The sequence below is a fragment of the Streptomyces lusitanus genome (genome assembly GCF_042647945.1).
Taxonomy (GTDB): domain Bacteria; phylum Actinomycetota; class Actinomycetes; order Streptomycetales; family Streptomycetaceae; genus Streptomyces; species Streptomyces pseudogriseolus.
In genome coordinates, this window is the sequence record NZ_JBHRWL010000030.1 from 1 (window position 1) to 21766 (window position 21766).

At 71.3% G+C, this 21766-nt stretch carries 20 protein-coding genes and 1 pseudogene; 17 read left to right on the forward strand and 4 right to left on the reverse strand.

Annotated features, from left to right (window positions below):
* Both ACFOSY_RS30675 and ACFOSY_RS30680 read left to right on the forward strand, forming a co-directional pair.
* Positions 1-322 (forward strand): annotated as a pseudogene (locus tag ACFOSY_RS30675) (dehypoxanthine futalosine cyclase); the annotation flags it as partial.
* A 7-nt stretch (positions 323-329) separates the two neighbouring features.
* On the forward strand, positions 330-929 hold the full coding sequence (locus tag ACFOSY_RS30680) for an imidazolonepropionase-like domain-containing protein (RefSeq protein ID WP_394313208.1): 600 nt from the start codon (positions 330-332) through the stop codon (positions 927-929).
* An 18-nt stretch (positions 930-947) separates the two neighbouring features.
* On the opposite strand, the gene ACFOSY_RS30685 is transcribed toward ACFOSY_RS30680, so the two are convergent.
* Positions 948-1943, reverse strand: a complete 996-nt coding sequence (locus tag ACFOSY_RS30685; protein ID WP_394313420.1) for a chitinase — start codon at positions 1941-1943, stop codon at positions 948-950.
* A gap of 230 nt (positions 1944-2173) precedes the next feature.
* Between ACFOSY_RS30685 and ACFOSY_RS30690 the strand changes: the two genes are divergently transcribed.
* On the forward strand, positions 2174-2869 hold the full coding sequence (locus ACFOSY_RS30690; protein WP_394313209.1) for a demethylmenaquinone methyltransferase: 696 nt from the start codon (positions 2174-2176) through the stop codon (positions 2867-2869).
* Here the strand turns inward: ACFOSY_RS30690 and ACFOSY_RS30695 are convergent.
* Both ACFOSY_RS30695 and ACFOSY_RS30700 read right to left on the reverse strand, forming a co-directional pair.
* On the reverse strand, positions 2856-3209 hold the full coding sequence (locus ACFOSY_RS30695; protein WP_394313211.1) for a PASTA domain-containing protein: 354 nt from the start codon (positions 3207-3209) through the stop codon (positions 2856-2858). The genes ACFOSY_RS30690 and ACFOSY_RS30695 overlap by 14 nt on opposite strands.
* A 111-nt stretch (positions 3210-3320) precedes the next feature.
* On the reverse strand, positions 3321-3827 hold the full coding sequence (locus ACFOSY_RS30700) for a GNAT family N-acetyltransferase (protein ID WP_031021939.1): 507 nt from the start codon (positions 3825-3827) through the stop codon (positions 3321-3323).
* Between the two features lie 98 nt (positions 3828-3925).
* On the opposite strand from ACFOSY_RS30700, the gene ACFOSY_RS30705 reads away from it, so the two are divergent.
* The gene (locus ACFOSY_RS30705) at positions 3926-5209 is read left to right on the forward strand and encodes a geranylgeranyl reductase family protein (RefSeq protein WP_394313214.1); all 1284 of its coding nucleotides are present in this window, start codon (positions 3926-3928) and stop codon (positions 5207-5209) included.
* A gap of 164 nt (positions 5210-5373) precedes the next feature.
* Entirely contained in the window at positions 5374-7062 is a 1689-nt protein-coding gene (locus tag ACFOSY_RS30710) for a hypothetical protein (protein WP_394313216.1), read from the forward strand.
* A gap of 282 nt (positions 7063-7344) precedes the next feature.
* Here the strand turns inward: ACFOSY_RS30710 and ACFOSY_RS30715 are convergent, their stop codons facing one another.
* Complete coding sequence (locus ACFOSY_RS30715; protein ID WP_394313218.1) at positions 7345-8178, reverse strand: C40 family peptidase; 834 nt, start codon at positions 8176-8178, stop codon at positions 7345-7347.
* A gap of 712 nt (positions 8179-8890) precedes the next feature.
* Between ACFOSY_RS30715 and ACFOSY_RS30720 the strand changes: the two genes are divergently transcribed.
* From ACFOSY_RS30720 to nuoL, 12 genes are read left to right on the forward strand one after another with little or no spacing between them, the layout of a single operon-like run.
* Positions 8891-9250, forward strand: a complete 360-nt coding sequence (locus ACFOSY_RS30720) for an NADH-quinone oxidoreductase subunit A (protein WP_003974383.1) — start codon at positions 8891-8893, stop codon at positions 9248-9250.
* Positions 9251-9263: 13 nt separating this feature from the next.
* Positions 9264-9818, forward strand: a complete 555-nt coding sequence (locus tag ACFOSY_RS30725; protein ID WP_006133126.1) for a NuoB/complex I 20 kDa subunit family protein — start codon at positions 9264-9266, stop codon at positions 9816-9818.
* Positions 9815-10564 carry an NADH-quinone oxidoreductase subunit C gene (locus tag ACFOSY_RS30730; protein WP_394313222.1) on the forward strand — a complete coding sequence of 250 codons (750 nt, stop codon included), beginning with the start codon at positions 9815-9817 and terminating at the stop codon, positions 10562-10564. The genes ACFOSY_RS30725 and ACFOSY_RS30730 overlap by 4 nt, the downstream gene beginning before the upstream one ends.
* The gene (locus ACFOSY_RS30735; protein ID WP_394313224.1) at positions 10561-11892 is read left to right on the forward strand and encodes an NADH-quinone oxidoreductase subunit D; all 1332 of its coding nucleotides are present in this window, start codon (positions 10561-10563) and stop codon (positions 11890-11892) included. Before ACFOSY_RS30730 ends, ACFOSY_RS30735 begins: the two co-directional genes overlap by 4 nt.
* On the forward strand, positions 11889-12800 hold the full coding sequence (nuoE, locus tag ACFOSY_RS30740) for an NADH-quinone oxidoreductase subunit NuoE (protein ID WP_394313226.1): 912 nt from the start codon (positions 11889-11891) through the stop codon (positions 12798-12800). The genes ACFOSY_RS30735 and nuoE overlap by 4 nt, the downstream gene beginning before the upstream one ends.
* A complete protein-coding gene (gene nuoF, locus ACFOSY_RS30745) occupies positions 12800-14146 on the forward strand; it encodes an NADH-quinone oxidoreductase subunit NuoF (protein ID WP_394313227.1) in 1347 nt (448 codons plus the stop codon). Before nuoE ends, nuoF begins: the two co-directional genes overlap by 1 nt.
* Positions 14143-16647, forward strand: coding sequence for an NADH-quinone oxidoreductase subunit G (locus ACFOSY_RS30750; RefSeq protein ID WP_394313229.1), 2505 nt, complete (start codon positions 14143-14145; stop codon positions 16645-16647). The genes nuoF and ACFOSY_RS30750 overlap by 4 nt, the downstream gene beginning before the upstream one ends.
* Positions 16644-18017 carry an NADH-quinone oxidoreductase subunit NuoH gene (nuoH, locus tag ACFOSY_RS30755; protein WP_394313231.1) on the forward strand — a complete coding sequence of 458 codons (1374 nt, stop codon included), beginning with the start codon at positions 16644-16646 and terminating at the stop codon, positions 18015-18017. Before ACFOSY_RS30750 ends, nuoH begins: the two co-directional genes overlap by 4 nt.
* On the forward strand, positions 18010-18651 hold the full coding sequence (gene nuoI / locus ACFOSY_RS30760) for an NADH-quinone oxidoreductase subunit NuoI (RefSeq protein WP_394313233.1): 642 nt from the start codon (positions 18010-18012) through the stop codon (positions 18649-18651). Before nuoH ends, nuoI begins: the two co-directional genes overlap by 8 nt.
* Positions 18648-19487 carry an NADH-quinone oxidoreductase subunit J gene (locus tag ACFOSY_RS30765; protein ID WP_394313235.1) on the forward strand — a complete coding sequence of 280 codons (840 nt, stop codon included), beginning with the start codon at positions 18648-18650 and terminating at the stop codon, positions 19485-19487. Before nuoI ends, ACFOSY_RS30765 begins: the two co-directional genes overlap by 4 nt.
* Positions 19484-19783 carry an NADH-quinone oxidoreductase subunit NuoK gene (gene nuoK / locus ACFOSY_RS30770; protein WP_006133113.1) on the forward strand — a complete coding sequence of 100 codons (300 nt, stop codon included), beginning with the start codon at positions 19484-19486 and terminating at the stop codon, positions 19781-19783. Before ACFOSY_RS30765 ends, nuoK begins: the two co-directional genes overlap by 4 nt.
* 14 nt (positions 19784-19797) lie before the next feature.
* On the forward strand, positions 19798-21762 hold the full coding sequence (gene nuoL / locus ACFOSY_RS30775) for an NADH-quinone oxidoreductase subunit L (RefSeq protein ID WP_394313238.1): 1965 nt from the start codon (positions 19798-19800) through the stop codon (positions 21760-21762).
* The last annotated feature ends 4 nt before the right edge of the window (positions 21763-21766 follow it).

The following is a 21766-nucleotide window of genomic DNA, read 5'->3' on the forward strand; positions in this document are numbered from 1 at the left end:
GGGCTCGTGGCTGACCACCGGCAAGGAGGTCGGGCAGCTGTCCCTGCACTACGGCGCGGACGACCTGGGTTCGATCATGCTGGAGGAGAACGTCGTCTCCTCCGCCGGCGCGAAGCACCGCTCCAACCGGCTGGAGATCATCGACCTGATCCGCAAGGCGGGCCGGGTCCCGGCGCAGCGCTCGACGACGTACGAGCACCTCCTCGTCCACGACGACCCGGCGAACGACCCGGTCGACGACCGCGTCGTCTCGCACATCTCGTCCACCGCCATCGAGGGCGGCACGGCCCACCCGGAGCTGAAGCTCCTGCCCGCCAACTGACCGCCCGGTGCTGACCCTTCACGTCGCCGAGGCCTCGCCCGGGACCGCCGTCGTGGTCGACGGCGCGCGGATCGCCGCCGTCGGCCCGTACGAGGAGCTGGCCGCCGCGCACCCGGACGCCCGGCTGCGGCGGTGGCCCGGCATCCTGACGCCCGGACTGCTCAATCCGTACGGCCCGGAGCTGCTGGAGCAGGCCTACCACCCCGACCCGCGCGAGGCGGACCGGCTCGGCACCGAGCCGCTGTTCGGGCTGCGGGCGCGGGCGCTCCTCGCCTCCGCGCCCTCCGCACGGGGCGCCAGCGCGCGGCGCGGGGTGCAGCGCCTGCTGGCCCACGGGACGGTGGCCGTGGGCGGTGAGATCCGTAGCCGGGAGGCCCTGGACGCCGTCCGCAGGGCCGGGCTCGTGTTCGGCGGCCGTCCGCCCGCGCTGCCCGGGCCCCCGGCGCTCTCCCCGGTGCCGCTCGTGCTGCTGCCTGCCCTGACCGCCGGGAGTCCCGCGCGGTTCGCGGTGTTCGACGTGCCCGACCGTGACGCCCTGGTCCGGCAGGGCGCGTCCACCTGCGTGGCCACCGTGGTCGGCGGCCGTCTGGTGCACCGCCGCCGCTGACGGCACGGCCGGCAGGACTCACCCCGCCAACGCGTCCCCGAACGCGCCGGCCTCCTGCTCCACCCCGCTGCAGTCGGTCAGCGGGTCGTCCGCGGCGTCCCCGTCGCAGGGGCGGTCCCGGAACGCCGACCAGACCGACACCCACGCGACACCGTGGTCCTCGGCGAAGGCCCGCACCTGTGCCGCGTCCTCGAGCGTGAACGTCTCGTTCGCCACGTCGTTGACGCCGAGCATCGGGGTGAGCGCCATGCCCCGCCATGCCTCCGCCCCGGACAGCCCGAAGACGTCCCGCAGCTGGGCGTGCGCCGACCGGGCGGCTTCGAGCGCGTAGTCGCCCATGTCGCCGTCGTACGACTCGGCGTAGTTCATCGTCATGAGGTTGACGGTGGCGACCTCGACGTCGTGGTCGTTCGCCGACTCCAGCAGCGCGAGGCTCTCCTCGTCGAGCCCGTACGGCATGACCGGGAGGGTGAACGTCACCTCCAGACCGTCGCGTTCCTCCTGGAGCAGGGCGATCGCCTCCGCACGCCGGTCCACGGAGGCGGAGTCCGTGAGGTCGTCGCCCTCGATGTCGAAGTCGGCGCGGGTGGCGCCGGCCGCGTCCAGCGCCGCGCCGTACGCCCCGGCCAGGTCCTCGGCGGTGTCGCAGGCGGCCGCCAGCTCGTCGCCGTGGGCGCCGCCGAAGGAGACCCGCAGGTCGGCGCCGGTCCGGGCGAGCGCCGCGATCCGGGAGGTCACGTGCGCGTCGTCGACGTCCTGGACACCGTCCCAGGCCGGGGCGCAGTCGTCGCCGGAGGAGATGACGAACGCCAGGTTGTACGTCGTGGGGGAGCCCGCCGCGTCGGTGGTGGAGGCGGTGGAGGCGTTGACGTAGGGCGCGTACGCGACCGGCGCGCGTCCCGCCGCGTCCGCGTCCGCCGCGGTGTCCCCGGCGGAGCAGCCCGCGGTGGCCAGGGCGAGGGCCAGGGCGGGGAGGAGGGCGAACCTCGCGGCGGAGGGGCGCGGACCGCGCATCGGGTGCGTTCCGTTCTCGAGGCGGCGTCGGAGGGGGGTCGTCATGCCCAGGATTCTGTGGGTCTTCCGAGGACGCGGTCCCGGATTCCGGTGATTCCCGGCGGACGGCCGGGTTCGTGTGATTCCGGGCGGGACCCAAGGGTACGCGGGCGCCTCGGCGGAGCCGGTTCCCGGCGGGCCCGCGACGAGCCGACGCCCGCGCCTCGGAGGCGGGCTGCAAGAATGACCCCGTGACCCGCGCATCCCTGGACAAGCAGCCGCACGAAGTCGCCTCGATGTTCGACGACGTCGCGGAACGGTACGACCTGACCAACGACGTGCTGTCCCTCGGGCAGGACCGGCGCTGGCGCAAGGAGGTCGCGCGGGCGGTCGACGCGCGGCCCGCGCAGAAGATCCTGGACCTGGCGGCCGGGACCGGCACCTCCTCCATGCCCTTCGCCCGCACCGGCGCCTACGTCGTGCCCTGCGACTTCTCCCAGGGCATGCTGCGGGTCGGCAAGCGGAACAACGCCTGGCTGCCGTACACGGCCGGCGACGCGACCCGGCTGCCGTTCAAGGACGACGTGTTCGACGCCGTCACCATCTCCTTCGGCCTGCGCAACGTGCAGGACACCGACGCGGCGCTGCGCGAGATGCACCGGGTGACCCGGCCCGGCGGACGCATCGTCATCTGCGAGTTCTCGCACCCGACCTGGACGCCGTTCCGCACGGTCTACACCGAGTACCTGATGCGCGCGCTGCCGCCGGTCGCCCGCGCGGTGTCCTCCAGCCCGGACGCGTACGTCTATCTCGCCGAGTCCATCCGCGCCTGGCCCGACCAGTCCGCGCTGGCCGAGCGGCTGAAGGACGCCGGCTGGTCGCGGGTGGCCTGGCGCAACCTCACCGGCGGCGTGGTGGCGCTGCACCGGGGCTTCAAGAAGAGCTGAGCGCCACCAAGGGGGCCAGAGCGCCCGGTTCCTCCAGCTCGCGCCGCAGTCCGCCCGGCGGCGGCAGCGGACCGCGCGGCTCGCGCACCCCTCCGCCGCCCTCGCCCTCGCCGAAGTCCAGCCACACGTGCACCACGGAGTGGCGGGGCACGGGCGTGCCGGGCTGCGGGTACTGGCGGACCACGTAGTCCACGACGGCGTGCGGGAAGTCCGGCCGGCCGGGCGCGTCGAGGGTCAGGCCCCGCGCGCGGGCCGACTCGCGCGCGTCGACGGCCATCAGCCCGACCAGGCGCGGCACGCGCACGTCGCCGGTCCCGTATCCCTCGGGTGTCATACGCATGGACGTCACCCCCAGCGGTACCGGCAGGGTAGGCCGCGGGGGCGCCCGACGGAAGCACTCCGTGATGATCCGTGACAAATTGTCACGCAGAGTGGTCGGCGGCGGGTGGTGTCAGAGGTCGAGGCGGTAGCAGTGGCCCTCCTCGCCCGAGGTGGGAATCGTGAAGGTCTCCGCGAGCCGCATGCCCAGCCGCCGCGTCACCGCGATCGAGCGGGCGTTGCGGGCCTTCACCAGCGCCACCACGTCCGTCAGGCCCGCCGCGCGCACCCGGTCCAGCGTCTGGAGGGCCGCCGCCGTGACATAGCCCTTGCCCCAGTGCTCGCGGGCGAGCCGCCAGCCGATCTCGATCTCGCCCGTGGGGCCCCACGCGCGCTCCCAGGGCTGGGCCCCGGTGAAGCCGATGACCTGCCCGTCCTCGTCGAGCACGCTCCACAGGCAGAAGCCCAGCTGGGCGTCGTGCCGCCGCTGGCGGGCGGTGAGTTCCTCGTAGACCGACAGCTCCGCGGGCCGGCCGCCGTGGAACTCCATGACGTCGGGGTGGGCGAAGATGCGGTGCCAGGTGACGGCGTCCTCGTCGGTGGGGACCCGCAGCCGTACGGCGGGGAGTGCTCGGTTCACGGGGCAGCCCTTCAGCCGGGTGATCACGTCCGCTGAATAGACTGCCTGTGTCCAGTGCCGGTCGGCACGAAGATATCGAACTCTGGGGAGATCCCGCCGTGACCGAGCCCCTCTCCGACAACACCGCCGACGTGATCGTCGTGGGCGCGGGGCCAGCCGGCTCCACCACCGCCTACCACCTGGCCCGGTCCGGCCTCGACGTGCTCCTGCTGGAGAAGACCGAGTTCCCGCGCGAGAAGGTGTGCGGCGACGGCCTCACCCCGCGCGCGGTGAAACAGCTGGTGTCGATGGGCATCGACATCTCCGAGGAGGCCGGCTGGCTGCGCAACAAGGGCCTGCGCATCATCGGCGGCGGCGTCCGCCTCCAGCTGGACTGGCCGGATCTCGCCTCCTTCCCCGACTACGGACTCGTCCGCAAGCGCGACGACTTCGACGAGCAGCTCGCCCGGCAGGCGCAGAAGGCGGGCGCCCGCCTGTACGAGCGCTGCAACGTGGGCGCGCCGATCGTCGACGACCGCACCGGGCGCATCACGGGCGTGAAGGCCAAGCTCGGCGAGGACAAGCGGGAGGTCACCTTCCACGCCCCGCTGGTGGTGGCCGCCGACGGCAACTCCACCCGGCTGTCCCTGGCGATGGGCCTGCACCGGCGCGAGGACCGCCCGATGGGCGTCGCCGTGCGCACGTACTTCACCTCGCCCCGCCACGACGACGACTACCTGGAGTCCTGGCTGGAGCTGTGGGACCGGCGCGGCCCGCAGGACCGGCTGCTGCCCGGCTACGGCTGGATCTTCGGCATGGGCGACGGCACGTCCAACGTCGGCCTGGGCGTGCTCAACACCTCCGACTCCTTCAAGGAGCTGGACTGGCGCGAGGTCCTCAAGGCCTGGTGCGCGTCCATGCCGGAGGACTGGGGCTACACCCCGGACAACATGACCGGCCCGATCCGCGGCGCCGCGCTCCCCATGGCCTTCAACCGCCAGCCGCACTACACGCGCGGCCTGCTGCTGGTCGGCGACGCGGGCGGCCTGGTGAACCCGTTCAACGGCGAGGGCATCGCCTACGCGATGGAGTCCGGGCAGATCGCCGCCGACGTGATCGTCCAGGCGCACGCGCGGGCCACCCCGGCCCAGCGGGAGATCGCCCTCCAGCGCTACCCGCGCGTCCTGAAGGACACCTACGGCGGCTACTACACGCTCGGCCGCGCCTTCGTGAAGCTCATCGGCAACCCGAAGGTCATGCAGATCGCCGCGCAGCGCGGCCTGACGCACCCGATGCTGATGAGGTTCACGCTGAAGCTCCTCGCCAACCTGACCGACCCCACGGGCGGCGACGCGATGGACCGCATCATCAACGGCCTGAGCAAGGTGGCCCCGAAGGCGTGAACGGCCGGGCCGGCGACCGGAGTCGGCGGGCATGTCCGGCATTCCGGGCGCGGCTCCGATCGTGATCGCAGCGTGACGCACCTGTGAACAACTGATCGACTCCGGCCGGTGTCGAACGGGACGTGACCCAGTCGGGCACGTCCCGTTCGACGAAAGAGCCTTTCATGACACAGCAGGCGAGACGGCTGCGCGCGCGGCTCGCGGCGCTGGGAGCGGTCGGCGTCACCGCGCTGGCCGCGGCCGGGATCCAGGGCGTGGCCCACGCGGCCGGCGCACCGCTTCCGGTGGTGATCACGGGCGAGGACCGGGTGGACCTGTCCCTCCACTCGGACAACGGCGACCCCACCGAGCCGCAGATCGACCTCCGGCTCGACGTCCCGGGCGAGGAGTTCGAGGGCGACGGCGAGGTCCCGCCGGTGCACCTCGGGGACTACACGGTCCGCATCGACGCCTCCGGGCTGAAGGGCGTCGCGAAGGCCGACCTGCCGTGCGACGCCGACGGCCTGGTCGCGGTCTGCTCGGGCTACGACCTGTACGCGGGCACGACGTTCAACCGGCTCGGCGGCATCCGGCTCGACCTCGCCGACGACAGCGAGGCCGGGGACACCGGGAAGATCGTCGTCACCGGCGAGGGCGAGGGGCTGGAGTTCACCCCGCTCACGGTCGACGTGCGCGTCGGCGGGCCGGAGCTGCTGAACCGCGAACTGTCCATGCCCAAGGACCTGAAGGCGGGTGACGCCTTCGAACCGTCGCTGGGCGTGATGAACGTGGGCGGGCTGCCGGCCCAGGGCACGGTGCTGCGGCTGCTCGGCTCGCGCGGGCTGTCCTTCCCCGACTCGTACGGCAACTGCTCGTCGTCCGAGCTGAACACCGGGGATCTGCTGCGGCAGCGCACCGAGGTGCTCTGCACCTTCCCGGACACCCTCGACGCGGGAGCGGCGTACACGCTGTCCCGGCAGGTACGGGTGCAGACCGCGGACTTCGCGCTGAACGACATTTTCTCCTACTCGTTCCGGCCTCTGGAGCCGGGCGAGGAGAAGACGCTGCACCAGGGTGAGCGGCGCCGCCAGGGCAGCGGACCGGACCTGACCCTGGAGCGGGCCGGGGACGCCGACCCCGCGCAGTACGTCAAGTACGCCGAGCTGGATCTGCCGAAGACCAACACCTACGACCTGGAGCTCACCGGCGCCTCCGTGTCCGGTGCGGCCGGGGACACGGTCCCGGTGAAGATCGGCTTCCGCAACAACGGGCCGGGCTGGATCGGCGCGCTGCGGTCCGGCGGGGAGCCGTTCTCCTTCACGGTGGTCCCGCCCGAGGGGTCGACGTTCAGCTCGACGCCGGAGCAGTGCACGCCCGCCGGCGTCGACGGGAGCGACCCCGGTTACATCTGCTGGGCGCCGACCCCGATGCTCGAGGACGCCCGGCTCACCTTCCCGTTCGAGCTGCGCATCGACAAGGTCGTGGAGGGCGCCCGGGGCCGGGTGGCCCTGCCCGACTGGGACAACCCCTTCGACTCCGACGCGTCGAACGACGTGGCGTGGATCGTGCTGAACGCCCCGGACGCGCCGGGCGACGGCGGTGCGGGCGGGTCCGACGGCGGTCCGTCGGACGACCCGTCGGCGCCCGGGACCGGTGACGAGGGCGGCTCCGACGGACCGGACAGCGGGACGAACGGGACGAACGGCACTTCCGGCGGCGCCGGGGGCGACGACGCCGAGGGCGGTCTGGCGCTGACCGGCGCCCAGGGTGTGGGCCTGCTCGGCGGCGCGGCCGTGCTCGCGCTGGGGCTCGGCGCGGTCGTCGTGGCGTACCAGCGGCGTCGCGCCGGCCGTGACGGAGACGCCGCCGTCTGACGCGCGCGTCGCTGTGACGCCCCTGTGGGGGCCGGAGTCCGCCTCGGTGGACACTCCGGTCCCCTTCGTGGTTCCGGGGCCCCGTGAGGGCCTGTCACGGGGCGCGGCGGGCGTCACGACGGCTCCCCGCGCGCCGTCAACGACGCGATACGGGGTGCAATTCGGGCAATACGGTGATCTTGCCCTCTGGATCGGCCGGCACCGGGCCCGGGTTCGGCCGGGCGGCACGAAGGGCCGCCGCCTCGGTGAGGCAGCGGCCCTTCGGTGGCGTGGTGGTGCGCGTCAGAGCACGCGGACGGCGCCCGACGCCGGGTAGCCGGAGAGGTCCTGGATGACGACGCCCTTCGAGGGGTTGGCGGCGTCCAGGTACTGGCCGTTCCCGATGTAGACACCCACGTGGTACGCGGAGCCCTTGCCGCCCCAGTACAGGATGTCGCCGGCCTGGATCTGCGACAGCGGGATGTCGGTGCCCACCATCGACTGGTCCTGGGAGACGCGCGGCAGGTCCACACCGACCTGCTTGAACGCGGCCTGCACCAGGCTGGAGCAGTCCCAGGCGTTGGGCCCGGTGGCGCCCATGACGTAGGCGTCGCCCACCTGCGCCTGGAGGAAGGCGAGGACGGTCGCGACGCTGCCGCCGGCCGGCGCGGAGAAGCTCGCGGTCTCCGTGGAGGCGCTGAGCGCGGGGCGCTCGGCGTCGCGCGCGGCGCGCTCGGCGGCCGCCTCACGGGCCTCCTCGGCCGCCTTCTTCCTCGCCTCGGCCTTCTTCTTGGCCTCCGCCAGGTCCGCCTTGGCCTGCTTCGCGGCCTCGGCGGCCGCCGCGTCACGCTCGGCCCGCAGCTGGTAGTTCGCGGCCGCCTGCTGGGTGGCGTCCGCGGACTCGGCGACCTGGGCGGCCAGGTCGGCCGTCAGGGTGGGCAGTTCGAGGGTCTGCGTCACCGGCTCGGCCGCGTTGGCCGCGCTGGACGCCCCGGCCACTGCCAGGGTGCTGAGGACGCCACCGGCAACTCCGGCCCGCATCGCGAGCGAAGAGGTCGCGGTGCGGCGGGGCTTCCGGTGGCTGCGTATGTGAGCGGTGTGGGACATGGGAACAACCGGTACCAGGGGCTGCTTCATATCTTCAAGAAACGTGTGCTGCGCCACAGTTGTTCAATCGGGCGCCCAAATTCCCCGCACGTCCCTCTCCATTGACGCCACAACGGACATTGCGGGCGGCCGTGACCGGGCCGTGATCACGTACTTTCATCGTTACGCCCGAATTGCTCCCCGCCTACCACCGGTTGGGGTGGTTGGCCAAGCCCCGTTCCTGAGGGTCCTTCAGAAGTGTGACGGACGTCACGGAACGATGGGGGCCGCCGCGGCGTCCGCCGGTGACCCGGACTTCGTGAACGCGTGCACACGTCCACACCGCGCCTCGCGGCCCCCCTGACGTGTGAACGCGTCCTCTATCAAGACAACCTGTCCAACGCCAATTTGCATGCGTGGGAATCGTCTTGATATGGAGACTCCTCCTCCGGGACCCCTCTGAGCTGCACCGACAGATCAAGATGTCACCTTTGGTGATCACGTGGATGCTTGACGTGTGAAGATCACCGCTCATCCGACTTCATGATCGTTCGTCAGGTGGTGGAGATCACAAAGCTTGTGCAATATCCCGTGTCGCAGATCACAGACCCACAGGCATAAGATGCGGAGCGGTTGGGCTTGTGACCTGCTTCACATGTTCTCGATCTTCGCCGGGGCGGGCGTGGTTCGTGGGGCTGGTGAGGCGGACGGGCCCGCTGCACAACCGCCAGCAGTCAGTGCCGACTGAGAGGAGCGAGGAGCGGTGAACGCGTATGCGCCCATCCTCGTACTGGGAGCCCTCGGGGCAGGCTTTGCGATCTTCTCCGTGGTGATGGCCACGCTGATCGGTCCGAAGCGGTACAACCGGGCGAAGCTCGAGGCCTACGAGTGCGGCATCGAGCCGACCCCCACGCCGGCCGGCGGCGGGCGCTTCCCCATCAAGTACTACCTGACGGCGATGCTCTTCATCATCTTCGATATCGAGATCGTCTTCCTCTACCCCTGGGCCGTCACCTTCGACGCCCTGGGGATTTTCGGGCTCGTGGAGATGCTGCTCTTCGTGCTCACCGTCTTCGTCGCGTACGCGTACGTATGGCGGCGCGGCGGCCTGGAATGGGACTGAGGGGCCACTAGTCATGGGACTCGAAGAAAAGCTGCCGAGCGGCTTCCTGCTGACCACCGTCGAGCAGGCCGCGGGCTGGGTGCGCAAGTCGTCCGTCTTCCCGGCCACGTTCGGCCTCGCCTGCTGTGCCATCGAGATGATGACCACCGGCGCGGGCCGTTACGACCTGGCGCGCTTCGGCATGGAGGTCTTCCGCGGCTCGCCGCGGCAGGCGGACCTCATGATCGTCGCCGGGCGGGTCAGCCAGAAGATGGCGCCGGTGCTCCGGCAGGTCTACGACCAGATGCCGAACCCCAAGTGGGTGATCTCCATGGGGGTCTGCGCCTCCTCGGGCGGCATGTTCAACAACTACGCGATCGTCCAGGGCGTCGACCACGTCGTCCCGGTCGACATCTATCTCCCCGGCTGCCCGCCCCGCCCCGAGATGCTGATGGACGCCATCCTCAAGCTCCACCAGAAGATCCAGAGCTCCAAGCTCGGCGTGAACGCCGAGGAGGCGGCCCGCGAGGCGGAGGAGGCGGCGCTCAAGGCCCTGCCCACGATCGAGATGAAGGGGCTGCTGCGATGAGCGACGCCAACGGCACCGCGGGTGACGGCGTGAACCCCGAGAAGGAGCTCTCCGCCGAGAACCTGCCCGGCCAGCGCGGCCAGGGCGGCGAGGAGATCCGCGTCCAGCGCGGCATGTTCGGCGCCAACAACGGCGGCGACACCTCCGGTTACGGCGGACTCGTCCGCTCGGTCCGGCTCCCGGGACCGGCGGCCCGCCCCTACGGCGGCTGGTTCGACGAGGTCGCCGACGAACTCGAGGGCGCGCTGGAGGAGCAGGACCTGCTCCCGGAGAACGCCATCGGGAAGACGGTCGTCGACCGCGGCGAGATCACCTTCCACATCGAGCGCGAGCACCTCGTGCGGGTGGCGAAGACCCTGCGCGACGACCCCGCCCTGCGCTTCGAACTGTGCACCGGCGTCAGCGGGGTGCACTACCCCCACGACAAGGGCCGCGAGCTGCACGCCGTCTACCACCTGCGCTCGATCACCCACAACCGGGTGATCCGCCTGGAGGTCAGCGTCCCCGACAGCGACCCGCACATCCCGTCGCTGTTCCCGGTCTATCCGACGAACGACTGGCACGAGCGCGAGACGTACGACTTCTTCGGCATCGTCTTCGACGGTCACCCGGCCCTGACGCGGATCATGATGCCGGACGACTGGCAGGGCCACCCGCAGCGCAAGGACTATCCCCTCGGCGGCATCCCCGTCGAGTACAAGGGCGCCCAGATCCCGGCTCCGGACCAGCGGAGGTCGTACTCATGAGCACGTCGCACGCATCCACCGCCTCGGCACGCGAGACCACCGAGGGCACCGTCTACACGGTCACCGGCGGCGACTGGGACGAGGTCGTCGAGACCGCGGCCCGGACCGACGACGAGCGCATCGTCGTCAACATGGGTCCGCAGCACCCGTCCACCCACGGAGTGCTCCGCCTGATCCTGGAGATCGACGGCGAGACGGTCACCGAGGCCCGCTGCGGCATCGGCTACCTGCACACCGGTATCGAGAAGAACCTCGAGTACCGGAACTGGACGCAGGGCACCACGTTCGTGACGCGCATGGACTACCTGACGCCGTTCTTCAACGAGACGGCGTACTGCCTCGCGGTCGAGAAGCTGCTCGGCATCGAGGACCAGATCCCGGACCGGGCCACGATCATCCGGGTCCTGCTGATGGAGCTGAACCGGCTCTCCTCCCACCTGGTGTGCATCGCCACCGGCGGCATGGAGCTCGGCGCCACCACGATCATGATCTACGGATTCCGTGACCGTGAGCTGATCCTCGACATCTACGAGCTGATCACCGGCCTGCGGATGAACCACGCGTACATCCGCCCCGGCGGACTCGCCCAGGACCTGCCGCCCGGCGCGGTCGACCAGATCCGCGAGTTCGTCAAGAAGATGCGCAAGAACCTCCCGGAGTACGACAAGCTCGCCACCGGGAACCCCATCTTCAAGGCCCGCATGCAGGACGTCGGCTACCTCGACCTGGCCGGCTGCATGGCCCTCGGCGCCACCGGACCGATCCTGCGCTCCACCGGCCTCCCGCACGACCTGCGCAAGGCCCAGCCGTACTGCGGCTACGAGACGTACGACTTCGACGTCCCGACCGCCGACACCTGCGACTCCTACGGCCGCTTCCTGATCCGGCTGGAGGAGATGCGCCAGTCGCTGCGCATCGTCGAGCAGTGCCTGGACCGGCTGGAGCCCGGCCCGGTCATGGTCGAGGACAAGAAGATCGCCTGGCCCGCCCAGCTCGCCCTGGGACCCGACGGGCTGGGCAACTCCCTCGACCACATCAAGAAGATCATGGGCACCTCCATGGAGGCCCTGATCCACCACTTCAAGCTGGTCACCGAGGGCTTCCGCGTCCCGCCGGGCCAGGCCTACGCGGCCGTCGAGTCACCCAAGGGCGAACTCGGCGTGCACGTCGTCTCCGACGGCGGCACGCGTCCCTACCGGGTCCACTTCCGCGACCCGTCCTTCACCAACCTTCAGGCCATGGCGGCGATGTGCGAGGGCGGCCAGGTCGCCGACGTCATCGTCGCCGTCGCGTCCATCGACCCCGTGATGGGAGGCGTCGACCGGTGACCACCTCTTCTTCCGAGCGGGGCGTCAGCCTGGGCATGCCGGAACTGCCCGCGCCGGCCTACCCGGACGACGTCCGGGCCCGGCTGGAGACCGACGCGCGGGCGATCGTCGCGCGCTACCCGGACTCCCGGTCCGCCCTCCTGCCGATGCTGCACCTGGTGCAGTCGGAGGAGGGCCACGTCACGCGCACCGGCATGCAGTTCTGCGCCGAGACGCTCGGCCTGACCACGGCCGAGGTGACCGCGGTCGCCACCTTCTACACCATGTACCGGCGCAAGCCGAGCGGTGACTACCAGGTCGGGGTGTGCACCAACACCCTGTGCGCGGTCATGGGCGGCGACGCCATCTTCGAGGAGCTCCAGGAGCACCTGGGCGTCGGCAACGGCGAGACCACCGCCGACGGCAAGGTCACCCTGGAGCACATCGAGTGCAACGCGGCCTGCGACTTCGCGCCCGTGGTGATGGTCAACTGGGAGTTCTTCGACAACCAGACCCCCGAGAGCGCCCGGCGTATGGTCGACGACCTGCGCGCGGGCCGTCCGGTCGCGCCCACCCGCGGCGCCCCGCTGTGCACGTTCAAGGAGACCGCGCGGATCCTGGCCGGCTTCCCCGACGAGCGGGAGGGCGCCGTCGAGGCCACCGGCAGCGCGGGCCCCGCCTCCCTGATCGGCCTGAAGCTGGCCAAGGGCGAGGCCGCCCCCGCGCGCGTGGTGCACCCGCGGGGCGAGGCGCCGCAGGACGCCCCGCCGCACGACCCGTCGCCCACCGAGCACCTCAGCTCGCACGACGCGCCGCAGGACACGTCGGCCTCCGACCCGGCCCACCCGTCGCCCACCACCACCCGTGACGGAGAGGCTGCGCCTCGCCCCTCCGGATCGGCCGGGCCCACTGCCGAGGAGGGGGAGTGATGACCTTGGCACCCGAACTGAAGGACACCAGCCCCGAGAAGCTGCTCGCGCCGGTGCTGTCGGCCTTCTGGGACGAGGACAAGTCCTGGACGCTCGACGTCTACAAGCGCCACGACGGCTACGAGGGCCTGCGCAAGGCGCTCGCCATGTCGCCGGACGACGTCATCGCGTACGTCAAGGACTCCGGACTGCGCGGTCGCGGCGGCGCCGGCTTCCCGACGGGCATGAAGTGGCAGTTCATCCCGCAGGGCGACGGCAAGCCGCACTACCTCGTCGTCAACGCCGACGAGTCGGAGCCCGGGACCTGCAAGGACATCCCGCTGCTCTTCGCCAACCCGCACAGCCTCATCGAGGGCATCGTCATCGCCTGCTACGCCATCAGGTCGTCGCACGCCTTCATCTACCTGCGCGGCGAGGTCGTCCCCGTGCTGCGCAGGCTGCACGCGGCCGTCCGCGAGGCGTACGAGGCGGGCCTGCTCGGCACGAACATCCTCGGCAGCGGACTCGACCTCGAACTCACCGTGCACGCGGGCGCCGGCGCGTACATCTGCGGCGAGGAGACCGCGCTGCTCGACTCCCTCGAGGGCCGCCGGGGCCAGCCCAGGCTGCGTCCTCCCTTCCCCGCCGTCGCGGGCCTCTACGCCTGTCCCACCGTGGTGAACAACGTCGAGTCCATCGCGTCGGTTCCCGCCATCATGAACCGCGGCAAGGACTGGTTCCGCTCGATGGGCAGCGAGAAGTCCCCGGGCTTCACGCTCTACTCCCTCAGCGGCCATGTCGCGAACCCTGGCCAGTACGAGGCGCCCCTCGGCATCACCCTGCGCCAGCTGCTCGACATGAGCGGCGGGATGCGGCCGGGCCACCGCCTGAAGTTCTGGACGCCGGGCGGTTCCTCGACGCCGATGTTCACCGACGAGCACCTCGACGTCCCCCTCGACTACGAAGGGGTCGGCGCCGCGGGCTCCATGCTCGGCACCAAGGCGCTCCAGTGCTTCGACGAGACCACCTGCGTCGTCCGCGCCGTCACCCGCTGGACCGAGTTCTACGCCCACGAGTCCTGCGGCAAGTGCACCCCCTGCCGCGAGGGCACCTACTGGCTGGTCCAGCTGCTGCGCGACATCGAGGCCGGCAAGGGCCGGATGTCCGACCTCGACAAGCTGAACGACATCGCGGACAACATCAACGGCAAGTCCTTCTGTGCCCTCGGCGACGGCGCCGCCTCGCCGATCTTCTCGTCGCTCAAGTACTTCCGCGAGGAGTACGAGCAGCACATCACGGACCGTCGCTGCCCCTTCGACCCGGCCGCGTCGACGGCCTGGGCCGACCGTACGGAGGTGCACGCATGACTGTGACCACCAACGCTCCCTCCGGAGGGGGAGAGGCGGCGGTCCCGCCCGAGGACCTCGTGACGCTGACCATCGACGGCGCCGAGATCAGCGTGCCCAAGGGCACCCTGGTCATCCGGGCCGCCGAGCAGCTCGGCATCGAGATCCCCCGGTTCTGCGACCACCCGCTGCTCGCGCCGGCCGGCGCCTGCCGCCAGTGCATCGTGGAGGTCGAGGGCCAGCGCAAGCCCATGGCGTCCTGCACCATCACCTGCACCGACGGAATGGTGGTGAAGACGCAGCTCTCCTCGCCGGTCGCGGAGAAGGCCCAGAAGGGCGTGATGGAGCTGCTGCTCGTCAACCACCCGCTGGACTGCCCGGTCTGCGACAAGGGCGGCGAGTGCCCGCTGCAGAACCAGGCGATGTCGCACGGCAGCGCCGAGTCCCGCTTCGAGGGCAAGAAGCGCACCTACGAGAAGCCCGTCGCGATCTCCACGCAGGTGCTGCTGGACCGTGAGCGGTGCGTGCTGTGCGCCCGCTGCACCCGCTTCTCCAACCAGATCGCGGGCGACCCGATGATCGAGCTGATCGAGCGGGGCGCGCTCCAGCAGGTCGGCACCGGCGAGGGCGACCCGTTCGAGTCGTACTTCTCCGGGAACACCATCCAGATCTGCCCGGTCGGCGCGCTCACCTCGGCCGCCTACCGGTTCCGCTCCCGCCCGTTCGACCTGATCTCCTCGCCGTCGGTGTGCGAGCACTGCGCGGGCGGCTGCGCCACCCGCACCGACCACCGGCGCGGCAAGGTCATGCGGCGGCTCGCCGCCGACGACCCCGAGGTCAACGAGGAGTGGATCTGCGACAAGGGCCGCTTCGCGTTCCGGTACGCGCAGCAGCGGGACCGGCTCGACACCCCGCTGGTGCGCAACGCGGAGGGCGAGCTGGAGCCGGCGTCCTGGCCGGAGGCGCTCCAGATCGCGGCGCAGGGCCTGCTGGCCTCGCGGGGCAGCACCGGCGTCCTGACCGGCGGCCGGCTGACCGTCGAGGACGCCTACGCGTACAGCAAGTTCGCGCGGGTCGCGCTCGCCACCAACGACATCGACTTCCGCGCGCGGGTGCACAGCGCCGAGGAGTCCGACTTCCTCGCCGCGCGGGTCGCGGGACGCGGCCGTGACCTGGACGGCACGGGCGTCACCTACACCTCCCTGGAGAAGGCCCCGGCGGTCCTGCTGGTCGGGTTCGAGTCCGAGGAGGAGGCGCCCGGCGTCTTCCTGCGGCTGCGCAAGGCCTGGCGCGCGCACGGCCAGCGCACCTTCGCGCTGGCCACGCACGCCACGCGCGGTCTGGCCAAGGCCGGCGGCACGCTGCTGCCGGCGGCGCCCGGCACCGAGACGGAGTGGCTGGACGCGCTGGCCGGCGGGGTCGGCCTGGAGGCCGACGGGGCCGCGGCCGCCGAGGCGCTGCGCGCCGAGGGCGCGGTGGTCGTCGTCGGCGAGCGCCTGGCCGCCGTACGGGGCGGGCTCACCGCGGCCGTGCGGTTCGCCACCGCGACCGGCGCCCGGCTGGTGTGGATCCCGCGCCGGGCCGGGGAGCGGGGCGCGATCGAGGCGGGCGCGCTGCCGTCGCTGCTGCCGGGCGGCCGCCCGGCCACCGACCCGCGCGCGCGTGAGGAGGTCGCCGCCCTCTGGGGTGTCGCCGACCTCCCGCACCGCTACGGCCGGGACACCGCGCAGATCGTCGAGGCGGCCGCCCGCGGCGACCTCCAGGCGCTGCTGGTGGCGGGCGTGGAGGTCGCGGACCTGCCCGACCCGGCACGCGCGCGTGCCGCGCTCGCCGAGGCCGGGTTCGTCGTGTCGCTGGAGCTGCGGCCCGGCGAGGTCACCGAACTCGCCGACGTGGTCCTGCCGGTCGCCGCGGTCGCCGAGAAGGCCGGCACCTTCCTCAACTGGGAGGGCAGGGTGCGTCTTTTCGAGGCGGCGCTCAAGCCGGACCAGATGACACGGCGGCTCGCGCCGTCCGACGCGCGCGTGCTCCAGATGCTCGCCGACGCCATGGACGTGCACCTGGGCCTGCCGGACCTGCGCACGATCCGCTCGGAGATCGACCGGCTCGGCCCCTGGGACGGGCCGCGCGCCGCCGACCCGGTGGAGACCGCGGGCGCCCTGCCCCGGCCGGCCGCCGGCGAGGCGGTCCTGGCCGGTCACCGGCTCCTGCTCGACCAGGGCCTGCTCCAGCAGGGCGACGAGGCGCTGGCCGGCACCCGGCACGCCGCCCTCGCCCGGCTCTCGGCCGCCACGGCCGCCGAGGTCGGCGTCAAGGACGGCGACACGCTCGCGGTGACCGGCCCCGCCGGGACGCTCGAACTGCCGCTGTCCGTCACCGAGATGCCCGACCGGGTGGTCTGGCTCCCGCTGAACTCCACGGACGGCTCGGTGGCCTCCGGCACCGGGGCGCTCCCCGGCTCCCTCGTCCGCATCGGCCCGGCGACCCTCGCCGGCGAGGCTCCCCAGGAGGTGGAGGCATGAGCCCGTACCTCGCCGCTGAAGACCTCTCGATGTTCGGCCGCGACCCGTGGTGGCTGATCGTCCTCAAGGCGGTGTTCTGCTTCGCCTTCCTGATGGTGACCGTGCTCATCTCCATCGTCATGGAGCGCAAGGTCGTCGCCTGGATGCAGCTGCGCATCGGCCCCAACCGGCACGGCCCCTGGGGCATGCTCCAGTCGCTCGCCGACGGCGTGAAGCTGATGCTGAAGGAGGACGTCGTCGTCAAGCGCGCGGACAAGGTCGTCTACGTCCTCGCGCCGGTCGTCGCGGCCATCCCGGCGTTCATGGCGTTCGCCGTGATCCCCTTCGGCCCGGCCGGCAACGAGATCTCGATCTTCGGCCAGCGCACCACGATGCAGCTCACCGACCTGCCGATCGCGATGCTCTACATCCTCGCGGTCGCCTCGGTCGGCATCTACGGCATCGTGCTCGCGGGCTGGAGCTCCGGCTCCACCTACCCGCTGCTCGGCGGCCTGCGCTCCTGCGCGCAGATGATCTCCTACGAGATCGCCATGGGCGCCGCGTTCGCCTCGGTGTTCCTCTACTCGGGCTCGATGTCGACGTCGACGATCGTGGAGGCGCAGGCCGACCGCTGGTACGTGCTGCTCCTGCCGGTGTCGTTCCTCATCTACATCGTGACGATGGTGGGCGAGACCAACCGCGCCCCGTTCGACATGCCGGAGTCCGAGGGCGACCTGGTCGGCGGCTTCAACACCGAGTACTCGTCGATCAAGTTCGCGATGTTCATGCTCGCCGAGTACATCAACATGGTGACCGTCTCGGCGGTCGCGGTGACCCTCTTCCTGGGCGGCTGGCGGGCCCCGTGGCCGGTCAGCACCTTCTGGGAGGGCGCCAACCACGGCTGGTGGCCGATGCTCTGGTTCACCGGCAAGCTGCTCACCCTGCTGTTCGGCTTCGTCTGGCTGCGCGGCACGCTCCCGCGCGTCCGCTACGACCAGCTGATGAAGCTCGGCTGGAAGGTCCTCATCCCGGTCTCCCTGGTGTGGCTGATGGCGGTCGCCACGGTGCGGGCGCTGCGCAACGAGAACTACGACTTCGCCGACATCGCTCTCTACATCGCCGGCGGCGTCCTCGTCCTGCTGCTGCTCTCCTTCGTCGCCGACATGTTCCGCGGCCGGGGCGAGGAGAGCGCACAGCCCGCGGACCGGCCTCCGTTCGACCCGATGGCGGGCGGGTTCCCCGTGCCGCCGCTGCCCGGGCAGGAGCTGCCCCCGGTGCCGCGGCGCCGCCCGCGCCACGAGCGGGAGCTCGTTGTCAGTGGCGGACCCGATACTCACAGTGACGATTCCCAGGGCGGATCAACGGATGGAAAGGAGGCGTCCGATGGCTGAGGAACCGAAGGACACCAAGCCCGGTTTCCTGAACCCGGTGGCCGGCTTCGGCGTGACCTTCAAGGCCATGTTCAAGAAGCGGCTCACCGAGCAGTACCCGGAGCAGCAGAAGACCACGGCTCCGCGCTTCCACGGACGGCACCAGCTCAACCGCCATCCGGACGGCCTGGAGAAGTGCGTCGGCTGCGAGCTGTGCGCCTGGGCCTGTCCCGCCGACGCGATCTACGTCGAGGGCGCGGACAACACGGACGAGGAGCGCTACTCGCCCGGCGAGCGGTACGGCCGCGTCTACCAGATCAACTACGCCCGCTGCATCCTGTGCGGCCTGTGCATCGAGGCGTGCCCCACGCGCGCGCTGACGATGACCAACGAGTTCGAACTGGCCGACTCCAGCCGGGCGAACCTCATCTACACCAAGGAGCAGCTGCTCGCCGGCCTGGACGAAGGCATGGTCGAGGCGCCGCACGCCATGTACCCGGGCACGGACGAACAGGACTACTACCGCGGCCTGGTGACCGAGGCGGCGCCCGGCACGGAGCGTCAGGCCGCCCACTCCAAGGGCGAGGTGGTCCAGGAGGCCGAGTCCACGTTCGGCCCGGAGGAGCCGGCCTCGGAGAAGGTGATCGGGCGATGACCGAGCAGCTCGCCGCCTACTCGACCTCCACCGGCGAGGCCGTCCAGTTCTGGGTCCTCGGCACCGTCGCCGTGATCGGCGCCCTGTGCACCGTCTTCATGCGGCGGGCCGTGCACAGCGCGCTCTGCCTCGCCGGGACGATGATCGTCCTGGCGGTGTTCTACCTGGCCAACGGCGCCTACTTCCTGGGCGTCGTGCAGATCGTCGTCTACACCGGCGCGATCATGATGCTGTTCCTCTTCGTGGTGATGCTGGTCGGCGTCACGGCCGCGGACTCCCTGAAGGAGACCATCAAGGGGCAGCGCTGGCTGGCCCTGCTGTGCGGCCTCGGCTTCGGCATCCTGCTGGTCGGCGGCATCGGCAACGCCTCGCTGAACGACTTCAGCGGCGTCGGCGAGGCGAACGCCGGGGGGAACGTCCAGGGCCTCGCCTCCCTGATGTTCACCCGGTACGTCTTCGCCTTCGAGATCACCGGCGCGCTGCTCATCACGGCCGCCGTCGGCGCCATGGTGCTCACCCACCGGGAGCGCACCGAGCGCGCCCGGACCCAGCGGGAGCTGGCCGAGCAGCGCGTCCGCGACGGCAAGTACCTGCCGCCGCTGCCGGCCCCGGGCGTGTACGCCCGGCACAACGCGGTGGACATCGCGGGCCTGCTGCCCGACGGCACCCCGTCGGACCTCACCGTCAGCAAGACGCTGCGGGACCGCGGCCAGGTCCGTGACGTGTCGCAGGAGGCGATCAACGACCTGCGGGCGATGGAGCAGCGCGCGGAGGAGCGCCTGGAGCGCCGGGCGATCGATCCGCCGTTCAAGCGGGCCGAGGAGGCGTCGAAGTGAATCCCGTCAACTACCTGTACCTGGCGGCGCTGCTGTTCACCATCGGCGCCACCGGTGTGCTGATCCGGCGCAACGCGATCGTGGTGTTCATGTGCGTCGAGCTGATGCTCAACGCCTGCAACCTCGCGTTCGTCGCCTTCTCCCGTCTGCACGGCAACCTCGACGGCCAGATCATCGCGTTCTTCACGATGGTCGTCGCCGCCGCGGAGGTCGTGGTGGGGCTGGCGATCATCGTGTCCCTGTTCCGTTCCCGCCACTCGGCCTCGGTCGACGACGCCAGCCTGATGAAGCTGTGAGGGGCTGCTGAATCGTGGAGAACCTGATTGCGCTGCTGGTGGCGGCGCCTCTGCTCGGAGCGGCGGTCCTGCTGTGCGGCGGTCGCCGGCTGGACGCCGTCGGCCACTGGATCGGCACGGTGCTGGCCGCCGTCTCGTTCGCGCTCGGCCTGGTGCTCTTCACCGACCTGCTCGGCAGGGGCGCCGAGGACCGCACCGTCACGCAGCACCTGTTCAGCTGGATCCCGGTGGAGGGCTTCCAGGCGGACGTCGCCTTCCGGCTCGACCAGCTGTCGATGACGTTCGTGCTGCTGATCACGGGCGTCGGCTCGCTGATCCACCTCTACTCCGTCGGGTACATGGAGCACGACGAGCGGCGCCGCCGCTTCTTCGGCTACCTGAACCTGTTCCTCGCGGCGATGCTGATCCTGGTCCTCGCCGACAACTACCTGCTGCTGTACGTCGGCTGGGAGGGCGTCGGTCTCGCGTCCTACCTGCTGATCGGCTTCTGGCAGCACAAGCCCAGCGCGGCCACGGCCGCGAAGAAGGCCTTCCTGGTCAACCGCGTCGGTGACATGGGCCTGTCCATCGCGATCATGCTGATGTTCCTGTGGTTCGGCACCTTCGCCTTCGGGCCGGTGCTCGGCGGCCACGGGGAGGCCGGTCTCGCCGGTGAGGCGGGCGAGGGCAAGCTGACCGCGATCGCCCTGATGCTGCTGCTCGCCGCGTGCGGCAAGTCCGCCCAGGTGCCGCTCCAGTCCTGGCTCGGGGACGCGATGGAGGGCCCGACCCCGGTCTCGGCCCTCATCCACGCCGCGACGATGGTGACCGCGGGCGTCTACCTGATCGTCCGCTCCGCGGCCGTCTTCAACGGCGCCCCGGACGCGCAGCTGGTGGTCACCATCGTCGGCGCGGTCACGCTGCTGTTCGGTGCGATCGTCGGTTGCGCCAAGGACGACATCAAGAAGGCGCTGGCCGGCTCGACCATGTCGCAGATCGGCTACATGGTGCTGGCCGCCGGCCTCGGCCCGATCGGCTACGTCTTCGCGATCATGCACCTGGTGACGCACGGCTTCTTCAAGGCCGGCCTCTTCCTCGGCGCCGGCTCGGTCATGCACGGCATGAACGACGAGGTCGACATGCGCCGCTACGGCGGCCTCAGGAAGTACATGCCGGTCACCTTCGTCACCTTCGGCCTCGGCTACCTCGCGATCATCGGCTTCCCGGGCCTGTCCGGCTTCTTCTCCAAGGACAAGATCATCGAGGCGGCGTTCGCCAAGGGCGGCACCGAGGGCTGGATCCTCGGCGCCTGCGCCCTGCTGGGCGCGGCCATCACGGCGTACTACATGACGCGCGTGATGCTGATGACGTTCTTCGGCGAGGAGCGCTGGCGCAACGCGCCGACGCCGTCCCCGGCCTCCCCGGACGTGGAGCCGGCCGCGCGGACCGGCGGCGCCTACGAGCCGCCGCACCCGCACGAGTCGCCGAAGGTCATGACGGTCCCGATGATCCTGCTGGCCGTCGGATCGGTGTTCGGCGGCGCGTTCTTCAGCGTCGGCGACCGCTTCCTGCACTGGCTGGAGCCCGTCACCGGGCACGACCACGGTCACGCGCCGATCGGCGCGGCGACGGTGACCGCGTCCACGGTCGCGGTGATGGTCGTCGGCGTGGCCATCGCCTGGGCGCAGTACGGACGGCGCCCGGTGCCGGCCGTCGCCCCGCGCGGTTCGCTGCTCACCCGGGCCGCCCGCCGCGACCTGCTCCAGGACGACTTCAACCACGTGGTCCTGGTCCGCGGCGGCGAACACCTCACCCGCTCGCTGGTGTACGTCGACCACACCCTGGTCGACGGGGTCGTCAACGGCACGGCCGCCTCCGTGGGCGGCCTGTCCGGGCGGATGCGCAGGCTCCAGAACGGCTTCGCGCGGTCCTACGCGGTCTCGATGTTCGGCGGCGCGGCGGTCCTCGTCGCCGCGACCCTGCTGATGAGGGCGGTCTGATACC